This window comes from Pseudoalteromonas sp. G5_S1_14_S5 (genome assembly GCF_054968605.1).
The window spans coordinates 78,620-94,927 of sequence record NZ_JBQKUM010000004.1 but is presented as its reverse complement, the minus strand read 5'-3'; the positions used below and the strand labels follow the sequence as shown (position 1 = coordinate 94,927).

Annotated in this window: 16 protein-coding genes; 8 read left to right on the top strand and 8 right to left on the bottom strand. The window is 44.7% G+C overall.

The window, feature by feature from the left end:
* Positions 1–315 precede the first annotated feature (315 nt).
* From torE to torA, 3 genes are read left to right on the top strand one after another with little or no spacing between them, the layout of a single operon-like run.
* Positions 316–495: a trimethylamine N-oxide reductase system protein TorE gene (gene torE, locus ACTRWI_RS02460; RefSeq protein ID WP_105024636.1), complete on the top strand. Its 180-nt coding sequence runs from the start codon at positions 316–318 to the stop codon at positions 493–495.
* Positions 496–540: 45 nt separating this feature from the next.
* On the top strand, positions 541–1,725 hold the full coding sequence (gene torC, locus ACTRWI_RS02455; RefSeq protein WP_499129066.1) for a pentaheme c-type cytochrome TorC: 1,185 nt from the start codon (positions 541–543) through the stop codon (positions 1,723–1,725).
* A 26-nt stretch (positions 1,726–1,751) separates the two neighbouring features.
* Positions 1,752–4,214: a trimethylamine-N-oxide reductase TorA gene (gene torA, locus ACTRWI_RS02450; RefSeq protein ID WP_499129064.1), complete on the top strand. Its 2,463-nt coding sequence runs from the start codon at positions 1,752–1,754 to the stop codon at positions 4,212–4,214.
* 268 nt (positions 4,215–4,482) lie between these two features.
* On the opposite strand, the gene ACTRWI_RS02445 is transcribed toward torA, so the two are convergent.
* Complete coding sequence (locus tag ACTRWI_RS02445; RefSeq protein ID WP_499129063.1) at positions 4,483–5,697, bottom strand: putative manganese transporter; 1,215 nt, start codon at positions 5,695–5,697, stop codon at positions 4,483–4,485.
* A gap of 202 nt (positions 5,698–5,899) precedes the next feature.
* Here ACTRWI_RS02445 and ACTRWI_RS02440 point away from each other — a divergent pair, with 202 nt between their 5' ends.
* Both ACTRWI_RS02440 and ACTRWI_RS02435 read left to right on the top strand, forming a co-directional pair.
* Entirely contained in the window at positions 5,900–6,805 is a 906-nt protein-coding gene (locus tag ACTRWI_RS02440; protein ID WP_499129061.1) for a manganese-dependent inorganic pyrophosphatase, read from the top strand.
* 149 nt (positions 6,806–6,954) lie between these two features.
* Complete coding sequence (locus ACTRWI_RS02435; protein WP_499129059.1) at positions 6,955–7,344, top strand: DUF2750 domain-containing protein; 390 nt, start codon at positions 6,955–6,957, stop codon at positions 7,342–7,344.
* Positions 7,345–7,531: 187 nt separating this feature from the next.
* Here ACTRWI_RS02435 and ACTRWI_RS02430 read toward each other — a convergent pair whose 3' ends face one another.
* From ACTRWI_RS02430 to pspF, 7 genes are all read right to left on the bottom strand, one after another.
* Positions 7,532–7,789 (bottom strand): DUF2927 domain-containing protein, encoded by a 258-nt coding sequence (locus ACTRWI_RS02430; protein WP_499129057.1) that lies wholly within the window; start codon positions 7,787–7,789, stop codon positions 7,532–7,534.
* A gap of 471 nt (positions 7,790–8,260) precedes the next feature.
* Positions 8,261–9,043: a peptide ABC transporter ATP-binding protein gene (locus tag ACTRWI_RS02425; RefSeq protein ID WP_499129055.1), complete on the bottom strand. Its 783-nt coding sequence runs from the start codon at positions 9,041–9,043 to the stop codon at positions 8,261–8,263.
* Entirely contained in the window at positions 9,040–10,041 is a 1,002-nt protein-coding gene (locus ACTRWI_RS02420; RefSeq protein WP_499129053.1) for a peptide ABC transporter ATP-binding protein, read from the bottom strand. The genes ACTRWI_RS02425 and ACTRWI_RS02420 overlap by 4 nt, the downstream gene beginning before the upstream one ends.
* Positions 10,041–10,928 carry a putrescine export ABC transporter permease SapC gene (gene sapC / locus ACTRWI_RS02415; protein WP_499129051.1) on the bottom strand — a complete coding sequence of 296 codons (888 nt, stop codon included), beginning with the start codon at positions 10,926–10,928 and terminating at the stop codon, positions 10,041–10,043. Before sapC ends, ACTRWI_RS02420 begins: the two co-directional genes overlap by 1 nt.
* Positions 10,915–11,877 (bottom strand): ABC transporter permease, encoded by a 963-nt coding sequence (locus ACTRWI_RS02410; protein WP_499129049.1) that lies wholly within the window; start codon positions 11,875–11,877, stop codon positions 10,915–10,917. The genes sapC and ACTRWI_RS02410 overlap by 14 nt, the downstream gene beginning before the upstream one ends.
* A complete protein-coding gene (gene sapA / locus ACTRWI_RS02405; RefSeq protein WP_499129047.1) occupies positions 11,877–13,499 on the bottom strand; it encodes an ABC transporter substrate-binding protein SapA in 1,623 nt (540 codons plus the stop codon). Before sapA ends, ACTRWI_RS02410 begins: the two co-directional genes overlap by 1 nt.
* Positions 13,500–13,602: 103 nt before the next feature.
* Positions 13,603–14,625, bottom strand: a complete 1,023-nt coding sequence (pspF, locus tag ACTRWI_RS02400) for a phage shock protein operon transcriptional activator (protein WP_499129045.1) — start codon at positions 14,623–14,625, stop codon at positions 13,603–13,605.
* Between the two features lie 271 nt (positions 14,626–14,896).
* Between pspF and pspA the strand changes: the two genes are divergently transcribed.
* The 3 genes from pspA to pspC are packed head-to-tail and all read left to right on the top strand — an operon-like array spanning position 14,897 to position 16,195.
* Positions 14,897–15,568 carry a phage shock protein PspA gene (gene pspA / locus ACTRWI_RS02395; RefSeq protein ID WP_063522377.1) on the top strand — a complete coding sequence of 224 codons (672 nt, stop codon included), beginning with the start codon at positions 14,897–14,899 and terminating at the stop codon, positions 15,566–15,568.
* 14 nt (positions 15,569–15,582) lie between these two features.
* On the top strand, positions 15,583–15,816 hold the full coding sequence (gene pspB, locus ACTRWI_RS02390; RefSeq protein ID WP_499129043.1) for an envelope stress response membrane protein PspB: 234 nt from the start codon (positions 15,583–15,585) through the stop codon (positions 15,814–15,816).
* Positions 15,809–16,195, top strand: coding sequence for an envelope stress response membrane protein PspC (gene pspC / locus ACTRWI_RS02385; RefSeq protein WP_499129042.1), 387 nt, complete (start codon positions 15,809–15,811; stop codon positions 16,193–16,195). Before pspB ends, pspC begins: the two co-directional genes overlap by 8 nt.
* Positions 16,196–16,308: the final 113 nt, after the last annotated feature.

Genomic DNA, 16,308 nt, shown 5'->3' with positions numbered 1-16,308 from the left:
TGTTAGGTACTACTTAGTAAGTAGAACGTTAAATTTGGTTACAGCACAGTTTCATAAGTGTTAGCGTTTGATGCTTTTGAGGTGTACTTAATTCTTCATATTTGTTAATGATTTTTAATATGTTTCTTTAACTGAAAACAAAACTGGATGAACTCAAAAAAGTATTGATTAACAACAATTAAAGTATGGATTTCGTTGAACCACACTTTGTGTATGGTTTAATATTCGTGAGTAGGTAGCTAAGAAAATGTTCCCAGTAAATTAGCTCCGCAAACGGGTTAATCGGAATTACTAAATACAAAATAGGCACAGTGTATGAGTGATGTTAAAAAAGTTGAAGCGGGCGAAAAACGCTCGCTAGAGTGGAAGTCATTCCTCTTTATCGCGGTAGTTCTCTTTCCAGTATTGAGTGTAGCGTTTGTAGGTGGGTATGGGTTTATCGTCTGGGCACTTCAGGTATTTTTCTTCGGTCCTCCTGGTGCGCATGGCGCTTAACTCCTATCAAGCCTCATTAGCATTTAAAGTTTAAGAGAGTAAAAAATGAAATCGTTAATCATTAAACTGTGGCGAACTATGTCTCGCCCAGCCGTCCACATTAGCCTTGGTGTGCTTACCATGGGTGGATTTATAGCTGGTGTTATTTTCTGGGGTGGTTTTAACACAGCCCTAGAAGCTACAAACACTGAAAAGTTCTGCATCAGCTGTCACACCATGCGTGATAACGTATACGTTGAACTTCAGGAAACGGTTCACTGGAAAAACCACTCGGGGGTTCGAGCTACTTGCCCTGATTGTCACGTACCTCATAATTGGACTGATAAGATTGCCCGTAAAATGCAAGCTTCAAAAGAAGTGTTTGCACAGGTATTTGGTAACTATGGTGAACCGGGTGTTTTCGAAGAACGCCGCATTGAGCTTGCCAAGCACGAGTGGGACCGCTTCTCGGCGAATAAATCTTTAGAGTGTAAAAACTGTCATAACTATGACTCGATGGATTTTAACCAGATGTCCCCAACGGCTCGAATTCAGATGAAACAAGCAGCAGAGAAAGATCAGAGTTGTGTTGATTGTCATAAAGGTATCGCCCACCATTTACCTGCGGGCATGGATAGCATCGGTGGTATTGTTGGTGATCTTGAAGGTATGACCTCAAACACTGATTACGGTGTAGGTCAGCAACTAGTAAGTGTTCGTCACTTGCCAATCTACTTTGATGACAAAGGTGCTAAAGAAGCGGGTTTACTAAACCCAGCATCAACTGTAAAAGTTCTTGAAGACAAAGGTGACTTCGTTGAAATTGAAATCGACGGCTGGCGTAAAGCGAAAGGCTTCGGTCGTGTAATTCAAGAAGACTTCGGTAAAAACATCGCAGTAGCATCTCTAATGAAAGAAGCATCAACAGACGCGAACGTTGTTACGACTGGTGAGAAGAAAGTTGATGAGCTAACTGGTCTTCCTTGGGAGAAAGTAGCTGCGACAGTATGGATCAAGAAAGAATCTATGCTGAATGACATCAACCCTGTATGGGAAAAATCGAAAGAAGCTTATAAAACTAACTGTTCTGTATGTCACACACAACCAGCTGAAGCGCACTTCGATGCGAACACATGGCCAGGTATGTTCGACGGTATGCTAGCGTTCGTTAACCTAGATACAGATAGTGAAGCCCTGATCTTGAAGTACCTACAGAAACACTCTTCAGATTATGCTGAAGGTCACCACTAATAAGCGTCGGATTGGAGTAAAAATAAATGGCTATTACACGAAGAAGTTTTCTTAAAGGTGTAGCAACCACAAGTGCAGCGTCAGTTATCGGTCCAAGCTTATTGGCTTCAGCATCCGCAAACGCAGCTGAGTCTACAGGTACTTGGAAAGTAACAGGGTCACACTGGGGCGCGTTCCGCGCCCACATCTATGCGGGTAAAGTTCAAGAGATCAAACCGCTAGAACTAGACCAGAACCCAACAGAAATGTTGAACGGCATCAAGGGCATCATTTACAGCCCATCACGTGTTCGTTACCCAATGGTTCGTCTAGATTGGCTGAAGAAACACAAATACAGCGCTGAGACGCGCGGTAACAACCGTTTCATCCGTGTAACTTGGGATGAGGCACTAGACCTGTTTTACCGTGAGCTAGAGCGTGTTCAGAAAGAATACGGTCCATGGGCTTTACACGCAGGTCAAACTGGTTGGAACCAAACTGGTGCGTTCAACAACTGTACTGCACACATGCAACGTGCTGTAGGTATGCACGGTAACTTCATCACTAAAGTAGGTGACTACTCAACTGGTGCAGGTCAAACCATCATGCCTTACGTACTAGGTTCAACTGAAGTTTATGCACAAGGTACGTCTTGGTCTGAAATCCTAGAGAATTCAGACAACATCATTCTTTGGGCAAACGATCCAGTGAAAAACCTACAAGTAGGTTGGAACTGTGAAACTCACGAATCTTTCAACTATCTAGCGCAGTTAAAGGAAAAAGTAGCGAAAGGCGAGATCAATGTTCTTTCTGTCGACCCAGTTAAGAACAAGACTCAACGTTACCTAGAGAACGATCACTTATACATTAACCCGCTAACAGACGTAGCATTCATGCTTGCTGTTGCCCACGTGCTGTACAACGAAGACCTGTACGATAAGAAGTTCATTGAAACTTACTGTCTAGGTTTCGAAGATTTCATCAAGTACGTTCAAGGTGAAACGAAAGATAAAGTTGTTAAGACACCTGAGTGGGCTGCACCTATCTGTGGCGTGCAAGCGGATAAGATTCGTGAATTCGCACGTATGCTAGTGAACGGTCGTACACAAATCCTTATGGGGTGGTGTATCCAACGTCAAGAGCATGGTGAGCAGCCATACTGGGCGGCAGCAGTAGTGGCAGCAATGGTTGGTCAAATCGGCCTACCTGGTGGTGGCATCTCTTACGGTCATCACTACTCAAGTATTGGTGTACCTTCAACTGGCTTCGCGGGGCCCGGTGGTTTTCCTCGAAACCTAGATACAGGTATGAAACCTAAATGGGATAATAGTAACTTTAATGGCTACAGCCGCACTATACCGGTTGCAAGATGGGTCGACAGTTTGCTAGAACCTGGCAAAGAGATCAATTACAACGGGAGTAAAGTTAAACTGCCTGGTTTCAAAATGATGGTTATTTCAGGAAATAACCCATGGCACCATCACCAAGATCGAAACCGAATGAAGCAAGCGTTTCAAAAGCTGCAAACTGTCGTCACTATTGATTTTGCATGGACAGCAACTTGTCGTTTCTCTGATATCGTTCTGCCTGCTTGTACGCAGTGGGAGCGAAATGATATTGACGTATACGGATCTTATTCAAGCAAAGGTCTGATTGCGATGCATCGCCTGGTTGATCCATTATTCCATTCTAAGTCTGATTTTCAGATCATGAGCGAACTTACTCAACGCTTTGGTCGTCGCGAGGAATACACTCGTGGTATGAGTGAGATGGAGTGGATTAGCAGTCTTTACAACGATTGTAAGAAAGCGAACGACGGGAAGTTCGAAATGCCAGAGTTTAATGAGTTCTGGGAAAAGAGTGTACTAGACTTCGGTCAAGGTAAGCCTTGGGTGCGTCACGCTGACTTTCGCCAAGACCCAGAAATTAACCCACTGGGTACACCTTCTGGCTTCATCGAGATCACTTCTCGTAAGATCGGTCGTTACGGTTACGAACACTGTCAAGAACACCCTATGTGGTTTGAGAAATCAGAACGTTCACACGGTGGTCCTGGATCTGACAAACACCCGTACTGGCTACAATCGTGCCACCCGGACAAGCGTCTGCACTCTCAGATGTGTGAATCTGAAGATTTCCGTGCTACTTACGCTGTTCAAGGTCGTGAGCCTGTGTACATCAACCCAGTTGATGCAAAAGCAAAAGGCATTAAAGACGGCGACTTGGTGCGTGTATTTAACGACCGTGGTCAGCTTCTTGCTGGTGCCGTACTTACTGACAGCTACCCACGTGGAGTTGTCCGTATCGAAGAAGGTGCTTGGTATGGCCCTCTAAACGAAAAAGTAGGTGCAATTTGTACTTATGGTGACCCTAACACACTTACTCAAGATATCGGCTCTTCTGAGCTAGCACAGGCTACTTCTGCGCACACATGTATTGTGGACTTTGAGAAGTTTGTTGGTAAGGCACCTCCAGTTACTGCTTTTGGCGGACCTATTGATGCATCTTAAACAAATTACTTAAGCAGCCAAGTTTAAGTTAAAGCCCCTGTAAGCCAAGCTCACAGGGGCTTTTTTGATTTTGACAATTACGTATAAGTATTCATGGTTAAACGCCTTTGGATCGCATCCGGAAGAGTATGGATAGAGGAAAGAAAGTTAAGCTTCCAGGCTAGAGTGTGTTGATAGTTAAGAGTTGCTGTAAGTGGTAATTAGGATGACAAAGTAAAAGGGTCGATACCAAGTACCGACCTAATAGAAACCTATCGAGCTGCGAGATTTAAATCTCGAGCATAAACCAATAACCGTATGCACAGAGTAAAGCGGGTATACTTGAGTACAAGGTCGCGACTAGTGCGGCTTTAGGTGCCATCGCAATGGCAGGGAACAGGGCATCACCATCATTTGAAATTGCATTGCCTACCTGAGCTGATAGAGGAAGTGCGCCAGAAAGGTAAAGACTAGTGACCAATAATTGTGGTCCACAGCCCGGAAGCAAACCCATCAGGACCCCAGCCAGGGGGAGCATAATTCCCCAGTTTGAGAATAGCGTAGCAAAATCAACATTTGCTATCACAGAGCCGAACTCAAAAAACAGAAAAGCAACCACGACCCAGGCCGTAACGAAGTTCGTATCCTGCGCTGTTTTTTGTAGTGGGTGAGAGCCTAGACACTTTTCGTCCTCACTTACCGCTGATTTGTAGTCTTTAATCTCACGAGTAAGACCCCACAAAAACATTGAGCTAATCAATATTATAGCGCCAAGCCATTCCATCGACATCTCTGGTAAAGTGAGCAGTTGATTGACATCGACTTGAAATGAGCCGAGTAGGGCAACCGCAGCGCCTGGGATAATCAATACTGACCACAAGTAACCTTGCAAATTGATCGCTTTTTTAGAAACGGCTTCTTTGTCTTGTGATTGCGATGAACAGCTTCTAACAGGTTCATTATTCTCAACTTGTTTAGGGCGTAAAAAGTCATCGGCGTGGAATAGGTTGATGATTCGACCTGAAGCCGTGCCGACAATGACACCCATCGCCATCATAGCGAGACCTGTTTTCGGTTCGCTGGCGATAAGAAGAAAGGCCGCATCGCCCATAGTGGAAACCAACACAGCGACAACAGCACCGAAACCGAGCTTACCCGAGATAAATTGTGTGGTTACCACGATAGCACCACCACAACCGGGCAGCGCACCCATAAGGGCGGCAAATACAACTTGGTTAGAGCGGGATTGATGGACTAACTTACTGAATACGTTGTCTTTGTTGATGTAGAGTGCTAGCCAGTGGTAGACAGCTAAGGTTAGAGCAACATAACAAGATACGGCCCAGAATGCGTCAGATAAGGTGGTTACCGTAAGCTCTCGCGTAGCCGGTGCTGCGACAAGAGCGGCAAGTGAAATCGGCAAAAGCAGTCGTTTGAAAGAGAGTGAAAACTGAGTGGTTTTCGCAGTGCTACTGCTTGGTAAAAATGAGATTAGTCGATCCATAGGTGTTACTCAAAAATAGGTGTCTAATGATTAATATATACGAATGATAACAATTATCAATTGCATTCGTGGTTTTTTTCTCTATTCTTGAGGTGGGGAAAATCGACGAAACATGACCAAACTAAAAAAATAAGGTAAAGTGTGCTTAATAAAGAGAGGCTCTATAGGTAGAGTCGTAATTGTTAGTGTAATAGGAAGAAACATGATTTTAGTTGTTGGTCACAAAAACCCTGATAGTGACAGTATTTGTAGTGCGTTAGTTGCAACAGAGCTTCTTAAAGCTCGTGGCGAGGAAGCGACACCAATTCGCCAAGGCGAGATCAACCGCGAAACTCAACACATTCTTGAAGTTGCTGGTGCAGAAATGCCAGAACTTCGTACTTCTGTTGCTGGTGAGAAAATCTGGCTAGTAGACTACTCAGATCTAGCACAAGCGCCAGACGATGTTGCTGACGCAGAGATCCTAGGTATTGTCGATCACCACCGTCTAGGCGACGTGATGACAGTTAACCCAATGGAAGCTTGGATCTGGCCTGTTGGTTGTACTAATACAGTACTTTTCAACATGTTCAAGATTGAAGGTCACGCTATCTCTCAACAAATCGCTAAGCTAATGATGTCTGCAATCCTTTCAGACACTGTTGGTTTCGCATCTCCAACTTGTACTCAAAAAGATAAAGACGCTGTTGCTGAACTTGCTGAAATCGCTGGCGTAGACAACGTTGATGCATTCATCAAAGCACTTCTAATCGCTAAAACAAACATCGAAGGCCTATCTGCTGCACAGCTAGTAGAAAAAGACCTTAAAGGCTACCCATTTAACGGTCGCGATGTTGTTGTTGGTCAAGTTGAACTTGCAACTCTTGAGCAAGTAGATGGCATGATCGAAGCACTTGAAGCGGATCTTGAAGAGCGTTGTGAGAAAGACGGTCTAGCATTCGCTGCTGTAATGCTTACTGACATCACTACTGCTCAAACTCGTCTACTTTACAAAGGTGAGTGGGCTGAGAAATTGGTTAAGCACGAAAAAGACGGCATGCTAATGATGGAAAATACATTAAGTCGTAAGAAGCAAGGTTGGCCTTGGCTACAAGGTGAGCTTGTTTAATCAAGTCACTTAATAATAAACGCCTGCTAAGTTAGCAGGCGTTTTGCTTTGAAGTAAGCACTTTTCTTCATCGATAATATTTGCAGTTAAAAGGACTCCGCATAAAATAACTTTAAGCGCAAAGTTACTGACTAAAGTAGGAAATTAAGATGACTACACAGCTAGACGATAAAAGAATCGCTGAAATCAATAAGTACACGGGTGAGCAACGCCTAAAGTACTGTGTGAAAGAAATCGTAGCAAACCGTGAAGTATGGATCTTAACCGATGAGCACGGTTGTGTAATGCTAAACACAGAAGACGAAGACTGCGTTCCTGTATGGCCAAACCAAGAGTTTGCTGAGTCATGGGCGACAGGTGACTGGGCTGAGTGTAAGGCTGAGTCTATCTCATTAAATAAATGGCACAGCCGCTGGACGATCGGTCTAGAAGACGATGAACTTGCTGTGGTTATATTCCCTAATGAGCAAGAAGAAGGCGTTATCCTGTTCCCTGATGAATTCGACTTTGAGCTGAAGAAACAGGCTGCTAAGCGTTAATCTTCTCGTTACATCATAATTCAGCGTTGCCTTCTGTTAGGCAACGCTTTCATTCTGTATGCTGCCCCAGCGCTCCCCAAACAACACAACCACTATCTCACGTACTAATATCCAATCAACTGATACAAAGGTGCTTGTTGTGCTGCCTTTGGTGCTCGTTTAAGTACACCCGCCTCTTGTTACCTTTTTAAACTTTTCGCACAATGGGCTTTACTTGTGCTGTGGTTATTCCAGATTTTAACTCTGATTCGTAGAGTAATTGAAGTAGCACCACATCTAACGGTGAAAGTAGATCTTCTGGCGTATGATCGTTGAAGATGGAAGGGTAGGTTGTATCTAAATCATTGGGTAGCCCAAGAACTTGTTTGACTTCTTTTACGATACAGGCGACAAGCCTTTCTCTTGATCTTGCCTGATCAACAGGAATAATGATTCTTGCATACACAATTTAACCTTTAGTGTTAGTTCGATAGCCCGCTGTGCAAATCGCACTGTTTTAGTGCTCCGCCTATTTGAGATTGAGTACGCGTTTGGATTCCGAAATCTACTTGCTTTGTCTGGTGTATATCCACTTAACGTTCGCTTCAGACTCTTTATTGACGTGTGAGATGGGGGTTGGGTCACTTGAGCTAAGTGCTGTGTATGCAGCTCTGTGGGGCTTGATGAAGCTCTTGATCACCGACACGATGGTCAATCCAAATTTTGATCGATTGCTGCCATTTGGCGAGTGGTTTAGGCCCTGAGGAATATTCGTGTTGCAATGCCACGTTATAAAATGCGGCCTCTATGAAGGTTCTATCTAACCAAGTAAGCGGCGTAGCTACCACTTTTAACGAGAGACTAACAAGCAAGAGGGGAAATATTGTAGCGGTTCGTAACATACTTTCCCTCTTACTCAACATAGTGTGTTTTCAGCTTAGTGATTTGGCGCTTTGGAGAAATGGCTCTCAACCAGTCTTTGGGTGATTTGGTGGCTTGGGTTGGTTAATACTTCATCGGTTTCCCCGCTCTCAACCACATCGCCTTCGTGCATCACAATGATTTTGTCGGTGATGTGTTTAACAATGCCAAGGTGTTGAGATACGTAGACGAAGGATACGCCCATCTCTTCTTGCAGTTCTAAGAACAGGTTGATGATCTGAGAACGCATTGCCATATCAAGACCGTTCAAAGCTTCGTCAGCGACAATGATTGATGGCTGAAGTATCAAGGCACGAGCTAGACAAACCCTTTGTTTCTGACCTGCAGCAAGCATCTGAGGGTAGAAATAAGCATGCTCTGGTAGAAGGCCTACACGTAATAGTGTGTCCTTTACACGGCGCATACGAGCTTCTGGCGTCATGTTGGTGTTTCGCTTTAAAGGGCCTTCCAGAATACGACCAATCTGGATGCGCGGGTTAAGCGATGTGTTGGGATCTTGGAAGATCATGCGAATTAACTTACAGCGAGTTGAGTAGTCTTTGTGTTCAAGCTTTTCACCGTTTACACGAATTTCACCAGCAGTCGGTTCTACCATGCCTGCTAGCATTCTTGCTAACGTCGATTTCCCAGAGCCGTTCTGACCAATAAAGCCGATCGTTTGGCCTGCTTCAAGCGTAAAGCTTACCGGCTTCACCGCTTGATGAATTTTTTTACGGAAAAGACCAGAGCGAGTCGTAAAGTCTTTGGATAATTCACTGACTTCTAATAATGCACTCATGATTTCTTTTTCTTCTCCATATTCAGAGGGAAGTGGCAGTTAAACTTATGGTTCTTAATTCGCTTGGTATGTGGGATTTCCACACACTGTCTTTGCGCATAAGGGCAACGTGGACCTAATCGACAACCAATAGGAAGATGCTGTAGTGGAGGAATCGACCCTGGCAGTGATTGAAGCTTCTCTTTGTGTGGGATCCAGTCGTTAAAGTCTGGCATAGCTTTCAACAGAGCCACAGTGTATGGGTGCTTTGGGGCATCCAACAGTTTTTGCGTATCCGCAGATTCAACAGACTGGCCACAGTACATAACAGTAATTCGAGTCGCCCATTGAGTGATGGTCGTTAAGTCATGGCCGATCAGGATGATGGTCGTATTATGGAGCTGATTCATTCGGCTCAATAATCGTAAGATCTGAGACTGGGTAATCGGGTCCAAGTCGTTGGTCGGTTCATCGGCAATCAAGACTTTCGGCTTGGCAGCAATCGCCATCGCGATCATCACCTTTTGACACTCACCATCGGTAAGCTCATAAGAGTAGCTGTCCATTAGACGCGAGTGATCTTTGATGCCGACTTTGTGCAATAGAGCGATGGCTTGTTTCTTGCGCCACTTAAATCGTTGCCACCACCGACCTTCAAAGGCGTGTGAGGGAATGGCTTCGAGCAGTTGATTGCCCACTTTTTCCGAAGGATCAAGACACGTCGATGGTTCTTGGAAAATCATCGCGATGTCACGAGCAATAACACGTCTGCGCTCTTTCGGTGTCAGTTGAAGCAGGTCAATATTCCCCAGTCGCATACGGTCAGCGGATACCTTCCAGTTTTCTTTACAAACACCAACGATCGCTTTAGCAACCAAGCTTTTACCAGAGCCTGATTCACCTACTAAACCACGAATTTCCCCTTCATTGAGGGTAATACTCATTCGATCTACCGCTTTAACCATCCCTTGAGGGGTCTCAATTTCAATGGTTAGATGTCGAATATCAAGTAACGGCATTATTCGATTCCTGCATTTAGCGCTTGGCGAACACCTTCACCGACGAGGTTAATCACAATCACTGCAAACATAATGGCTAGGCCTGGTAGGGTTACTGTCCATGGTGCGAGATAAATAAGTTCTACAGAATCACCGAGGATAGAGCCCCATTCGGTGCTTGGTGCTTGAGCGCCAAGACCAAGGAAGCCTAAAGCAGTAATATCAAGAATTGCGACCGATAACGCCAGCGTAATTTCTAGTGCCACCACAGTAAGAATATTTGGAAGAATCGAATTCCACAGCAGGTAGAAGTCGTTCGCACCATCAAGACGAGAAGCAAGGATATAGTCTTTCTCCACCTCGGCATGCACAGCAATGTAGACAGAGCGAATAAAACGCGGAATCAATGCCAAACACAAGGCTAGCAAGATATTGAACTCGCCAAAGCCAAGGAATGCTACAAAGATGATGGCTAGTAGCAGAGACGGAATCGACATCACTGTATCAAGCAGGTGGTTTAGAGTACTTGATAGCAAACCGCGCGTCATGCCCGCAAGTACGCCAATGAGACAGCCAATGACAGCCGCAATGAAGGTAATCACGACCGCAGCGCCAAAGGTAAGCTGAGAGCCAATGATCAAGCGAGAAAGAATATCTCGACCTAGATCGTCTGTACCTAAGAAGTATTCAACAGTACCTGCTGGCTCCCAAGATGGCGGTGTTAAAAGATGACCTGTTTGCTCTTGTGCATCATGGGGCGCTAACCACGGAGAAGTGATCGTCACCAGAATGATCAATATCAAACACCACAAGCCAAACATCGCAAGGTTGTTAGAGCGGAAGCTACGCCAGAAACGCTCAAACTGGGTAGGAACCTGTTCTTCCTGGTAGACGTTATTTGTTAGCATACCATTCCTTCCTTACCAGTGGGTTGACCATTGCGCCTAACAGATCAGACAGAATATTTGCAGTCAAAACCAGAGTTGCCACCACTATTACGCCAGCTTGAATAGAAACGTAATCTTGATTCGATAAAGCGTCCAGTAACCAGCGCCCAATCCCCGGCCAGTTAAAGATTGACTCGGTAATGATCGCAAGCGTTAACATACTCGACAGTTGAACACCGACCTTAGGAATAATCGGTGGAATCGCATTTCGTAATACGTGTTGAGTCACGATCTCTCTTGTTGATAGACCTTTAATACGTGCTGCACGGATGTAGTTCTGCGTCATCACTTCAGCCACAGACGCTCGCATTAAACGGATAACCTGAGTCGTCGGTGCCAATGCTAAAACAAGACACGGCAGCGCCATGTGCTCGATGACACTTTGCAAAGCGTGCGCGCGGTAGCGACCTTCAGCAAAAAAGGCATCGATGATCGCAAAGCCTGTCACGTGTTCAATCTCATAAAGTAGATCGTATCGACCGCCAACAGGGAACATCTCAAAATGCAGAGAGAACACCATGATCATCAAGAGTGCGACCCAGAATATTGGTGCTGAGTAACCGGCCATCGAGGTGAACGAGATAGTGGTGTCGACAAATTTACCTTGTCTCATGCCTGCGATGGTCCCAAAGGGGATGCCAATCAAAAGCGCTAACACAAACGCAAAGAAACACAGTTCTAATGTGGCTGGGAACACAACCACAAGCTCCTCAATGATAGGGGTGCCGTGTTTGCTCAAGCCAAAATTCAGCGTCGACAATTCAGTGACGTAGCTTATCCAGCCCGGCCAGAAATCTTGAATCGCCCACGGTGAGGTTTGGTCGAGTCGCAGTAACGAAAAGCCGACCATCGTCAGGATCGCGAGCGTGATAAAGAACAAGTTAATACGTCTTAATGTATACCAAAACATCAGTGCACCTCTCTTCTGACTTGATCAAAAGGTTGGGCATTGAACGGACTTTGTTTAAAGCCGGTTAGTGAACGATCATGAACGCGGAACTGCACTCCGTGAGCCAGAGGGATCACAGGTACTTCCTCGTTGAGAATGTTTTGGGCTTGGCGATACAAGTTTACACGGTGCCTTTGTTGGTTGATCTCTAAGGCTAAATCCAGAAGGAAATCGAAATCTGAATTACACCACATCGATACGTTGAGTCCTACGCGCTCAGAGCTGCACGAGAGTAGCGGACGCAAGAAGTTATCAGGGTCACCAGTATTGCCGATCCAACCTGTTAGTAGCAGATCTGTTGAGGCGATTGAAGACAGCTTTGTACGGTCGAATCGATCGTCAGTGTAAAGTTTCAATTCGATGCCGATGTCCGCTAAGTTAGCTTGTATAAGCTCAGCGGTCTTACGCGGGCTTGGGTTGTACGCTCTTGGTTCTAGCGGTACCCACATTGAAAGCTCTAATCCTGGCTCTACGCCGGCTTCTTTGAGAAGGGCTATCGCATAGTTTCGGTCGTAGCGTACTTGAACTTTGTCTTTCTGATGAGCCCAAGATGTTGGAGGCAGCAGCGTATAAGCCTTGGTACCTGTACCGTAGTATACCGAATCAAGAATATTCTGGCGGTTGATGGCCAAGTTCAGCGCTTTACGTACACGAGAATCACGCAGGGCAGGGTGCTCAGTATTAAGGGCGATGAAAGAGACATTCACCGCTGGTGTCGCGGATATCTGCAGCTCTTCATGTGCTTGAATGATTGGAATCTGGCTAGAAATCGGCGAGATCAATACATCACATTCATTGCGCAGCAACTTAGCGAGTGTGCCAGTTCCTCGTTGTGAGGTATCGAAAACCACTTGGTCCATTTGCACATCACTTTTCCAGTAATGCTTGTTCTTTTTAAGACGCACCAAGTCGTTGATTTGATATTCATCCAGATAAAATGGGCCTGTACCAACTGGCTTTGAGTCGATGTCATTCTTCTCATCAGCAGCCACGAGTTGGTTTGCGTACTCTTTAGAGTGAATCACCGCGTAACTGGTCGCGATGTTATTTAAAAAAGAATTATCTGGTCGACTTAATTTGAATTTAACGGTTAAGTCATCCACTGCCGTGATATCGACAATCAAGTTCTTGAGGTCGATGCCAGCAAACCATGGATATAGACCACCGCCCACATAGTGGAATGGGTTTGAGCTATCAATGATACGTTCGAAACTAAAAACCACATCTTGCGCGTTCATAGAACGGGTTGGCGTAAACCAGTCTGTGGTCTGGAACGCAACGTTAGGGCGCAGTTTGAAAGTGTATTCAGTACCTGATTTATCGACAGACCAGCTTGTTGCCAAGTTCTGTTGTGGTCGATAGGTCATAGGATCAAGTGTGAGCAGCGTGTCGAAGATTTGAGGGCTCAGCGATTCTGCTGTAATTCCACTATCAACCAATTGAGGGTTGAAGGTACTAGGATTACCTTGGCCGCAATAAATGAAGCCTTTTTCACGAATTTGCTCGTGATTCACACTCTCACCACATCCGGCTAAAAAGCTCAGCGTGCAGATGCTCAGTGATAGTCTTATTAGTGCTTTCATAAAAAGAAATACTTTTCTAAACGAGGCGTTAGAGGAGCCTTCAAGATCCGGATAATTTAACATTTTATTTATTCGGCTCCAAATAATAATCCTATGACTGTGGCTATTTCTCACTGCCTTGTCCGACAATCGCGTACTTCCTCACCATTCCTCTTAATTGGTTGTAGGTGAGCCCGAGTAATTCGGCGGCTTGTTTTTGGTTGTACTTACTCTGTTTTAAGGCTTGATTGAGTAGTTTGATGTCTTGTTGTTCTTGCCATGCTTTGTAGTCAAGAGGCAAAGATATCGAGTTCTCAGTAGAAGTATGGCTGTTGGATGGGGCATTGCCAATTTCTTGAGAGGATTCTTGATTCGTGTCCCATGCTGGCTTGAACGGGTTAAATACCAAAGATTCAATAGGATATGGGTTATTGCCATGTTGGTAGATGGCACGCTCGATGACGTTTTTGAGCTCTCTGACATTACCTGGCCAAGAGTTTGCCAATAAGGATTCAATGGCTGATGGTGCAAAGCCAACAAATAGCTCAAGCTCTAATTCACGGCACATCTTGATAGCGTAGTATTCGGCCAGTAATATGATGTCTTCTTTCCGCTCACGAAGCGGGGGAATAGTAATCACATCAAAAGCGAGTCTATCTAATAAGTCAGCTCTGAATCTGCCCTTAGATGCCATCTCTGGAAGGTCTGCATTGGTCGCACACACCAGCCTTACATTTGCACTCAGTGCTTTTTGTCCACCAACACGTTCATATTGTCCGTATTCGATAACCCGCAATAGTTTCTCTTGAACTGCAAGGGGCGTTGTCGCGAGTTCATCAAGAAATAGTGTGCCGCCCTCTGCTCTTTCAAATCGGCCATGGTGACGACCTTTTGAACCGGTAAAGGAGCCTGACTCATGACCAAACAGCTCTGAATCAATTAAGCCTTCGCTCAGTGTTGAACAGTTTAGCGAGATCAGTGGCTTGTCCCAACGCTTTGAGAGGTAATGAAGCCTTTGTGCAATCAACTCTTTACCTGTACCACGTTCGCCAATGATCAGAATAGGTCTCTCTATTGGAGCCAGTTGAGAAACTTTGTCCAACACAGAAAGAAAGCTAGGTGATTCACCAATGAGATTCTGCTGCATAGCGGGTCCTTGTAGTAGCTGAGCGCTGGTGGAGGTCATCTAAGGGCTGTAATGGTGAAAAATACCAATACTTGGTTAAATTCATCATAGCATGGTTCAGGTGAATCGCCATCATATTGTAAGTGACTGATAATTAATGTCTTAAAAGTTGGCACGCTACTTGGATTACTTATGGCAGGTTTAACAAAAAATGTAAATTAGCGAGCAAGTGGTGATGAGTCGCACAACGATTTAAAACGCATTTGCCTTCAATTGTAATTAGGAGTTCCTCATGGGTATTTTTTCTCGCTTTGCAGACATCGTAAATTCAAACATCAGCGCATTGTTAGACAAGGCTGAAGATCCTGAAAAAATGATTCGCCTGATCATCCAAGAAATGGAAGATACATTGGTAGAGGTTCGCACTAACTCAGCAAAAGCTATCGCGGACAAGAAAGAACTCGCTCGTAAAGTTGAAGCTATCGAAACTCAGATTCTTGATTGGCAGAATAAAGCGACACTGGCACTCACTAAGCAACGTGAAGATCTAGCGAGAGCGGCGCTGATCGAAAAGCAAAAGCTTGAAGACATCATCAAGAGTCTACACACAGAGCAAACGTTAGTGCATGAAACGATTGAGAAACTAACGAATGAGATTGGTAAGCTTGAAACTAAGATTGCGGAAACACGTGCCAAGCAACAAGCACTGATGATCCGCAACAACGCAGCAAGCAACCGTCGTGATGTGCAAAAACACCTGCACTCAAGCAAAACTAGTGAAGCAATGGCGAAGTTTGAGCAATTCTCGCGTAAAGTGGATGAATTAGAAGCTGAAGCGGATGTTTACGCGAAGACAGGCAATGCAAAATCGTTAGACCAAGAATTTGCAGAGCTACAAGCTCAAGATGAAATTGAAAAAGAGCTAGCGAAACTGAAGCAGCAAGTTGAAAACCGCGATAAATAATTCAGGAGTTGTCTATGTCCACATTTCTAATTGCAGGTCCACTGATTGTCTTTTTGATCTTCGTGGCACCGCTATGGTTATTCTTACATTACCGCAGCAAGAAGAAATCCAGTAATGGGCTATCGGAAACGGATCTTCAACGCCTGCATAAGCTTTCAGCACAAGCAGAGACGATGCAAGATCGTGTAACAACGCTAGAAAAAATACTGGATGCGGAGTCACCTAACTGGAGACGAGACTATGAGTAGAGATCTGTATCGCGATCCAATTAACGGTCAGTTGTCTGGCGTGTGTGCAGGGTTGGCGAATTATTTCGGTCTTGAAGTTTGGCTGGTTCGTATCATGGTTATCTCTGCTGCACTGCTCGGTGGTAGTTTTTTGGTGTTATTGGCGTATATTGCTTTGACATTTATGCTTGAAAAACAACCACCTCAGTATGTCGACCAAATGAAGGTTAAACAAGAGCACACGCTCAAGCAAAAGCCTTGGGAAAAAGGGCAAACTGCAGAGTCGCTATTGAACACTTTAGAGAGTGATTTCCAGAAGTTAGAGACCAGTGTCCGCAACATGGAAGCTTATGTCACATCTGATACGTTTAAAGTGAACCGCGAATTCAAGAACATGTAGCGAAAAACCTAAAAAATATAAGATGACGGTTTAGAAAAATTTTTTCCAAGCCGTTATTTTTTTTAATAATTTTATCTAAATAAATCTTACGCCGACTGGTAAGTTGCATGCGA

Excerpts from the sequence above, each read along its gene's own strand:
- torE (WP_105024636.1), top strand. The coding sequence starts at position 316 with ATGAGTGATGTTAAAAAAGTTGAAGCGGGCGAAAAACGCTCGCTAGAG.
- torC (WP_499129066.1), top strand. The coding sequence starts at position 541 with ATGAAATCGTTAATCATTAAACTGTGGCGAACTATGTCTCGCCCAGCC.
- torA (WP_499129064.1), top strand. The coding sequence starts at position 1,752 with ATGGCTATTACACGAAGAAGTTTTCTTAAAGGTGTAGCAACCACAAGT.
- ACTRWI_RS02445 (WP_499129063.1), bottom strand. The coding sequence starts at position 5,697 with ATGGATCGACTAATCTCATTTTTACCAAGCAGTAGCACTGCGAAAACC.
- ACTRWI_RS02440 (WP_499129061.1), top strand. The coding sequence starts at position 5,900 with ATGATTTTAGTTGTTGGTCACAAAAACCCTGATAGTGACAGTATTTGT.
- ACTRWI_RS02435 (WP_499129059.1), top strand. The coding sequence starts at position 6,955 with ATGACTACACAGCTAGACGATAAAAGAATCGCTGAAATCAATAAGTAC.
- ACTRWI_RS02425 (WP_499129055.1), bottom strand. The coding sequence starts at position 9,043 with ATGAGTGCATTATTAGAAGTCAGTGAATTATCCAAAGACTTTACGACT.
- ACTRWI_RS02420 (WP_499129053.1), bottom strand. The coding sequence starts at position 10,041 with ATGCCGTTACTTGATATTCGACATCTAACCATTGAAATTGAGACCCCT.
- sapC (WP_499129051.1), bottom strand. The coding sequence starts at position 10,928 with ATGCTAACAAATAACGTCTACCAGGAAGAACAGGTTCCTACCCAGTTT.
- ACTRWI_RS02410 (WP_499129049.1), bottom strand. The coding sequence starts at position 11,877 with ATGTTTTGGTATACATTAAGACGTATTAACTTGTTCTTTATCACGCTC.
- sapA (WP_499129047.1), bottom strand. The coding sequence starts at position 13,499 with ATGAAAGCACTAATAAGACTATCACTGAGCATCTGCACGCTGAGCTTT.
- pspF (WP_499129045.1), bottom strand. The coding sequence starts at position 14,625 with ATGCAGCAGAATCTCATTGGTGAATCACCTAGCTTTCTTTCTGTGTTG.
- pspA (WP_063522377.1), top strand. The coding sequence starts at position 14,897 with ATGGGTATTTTTTCTCGCTTTGCAGACATCGTAAATTCAAACATCAGC.
- pspB (WP_499129043.1), top strand. The coding sequence starts at position 15,583 with ATGTCCACATTTCTAATTGCAGGTCCACTGATTGTCTTTTTGATCTTC.
- pspC (WP_499129042.1), top strand. The coding sequence starts at position 15,809 with ATGAGTAGAGATCTGTATCGCGATCCAATTAACGGTCAGTTGTCTGGC.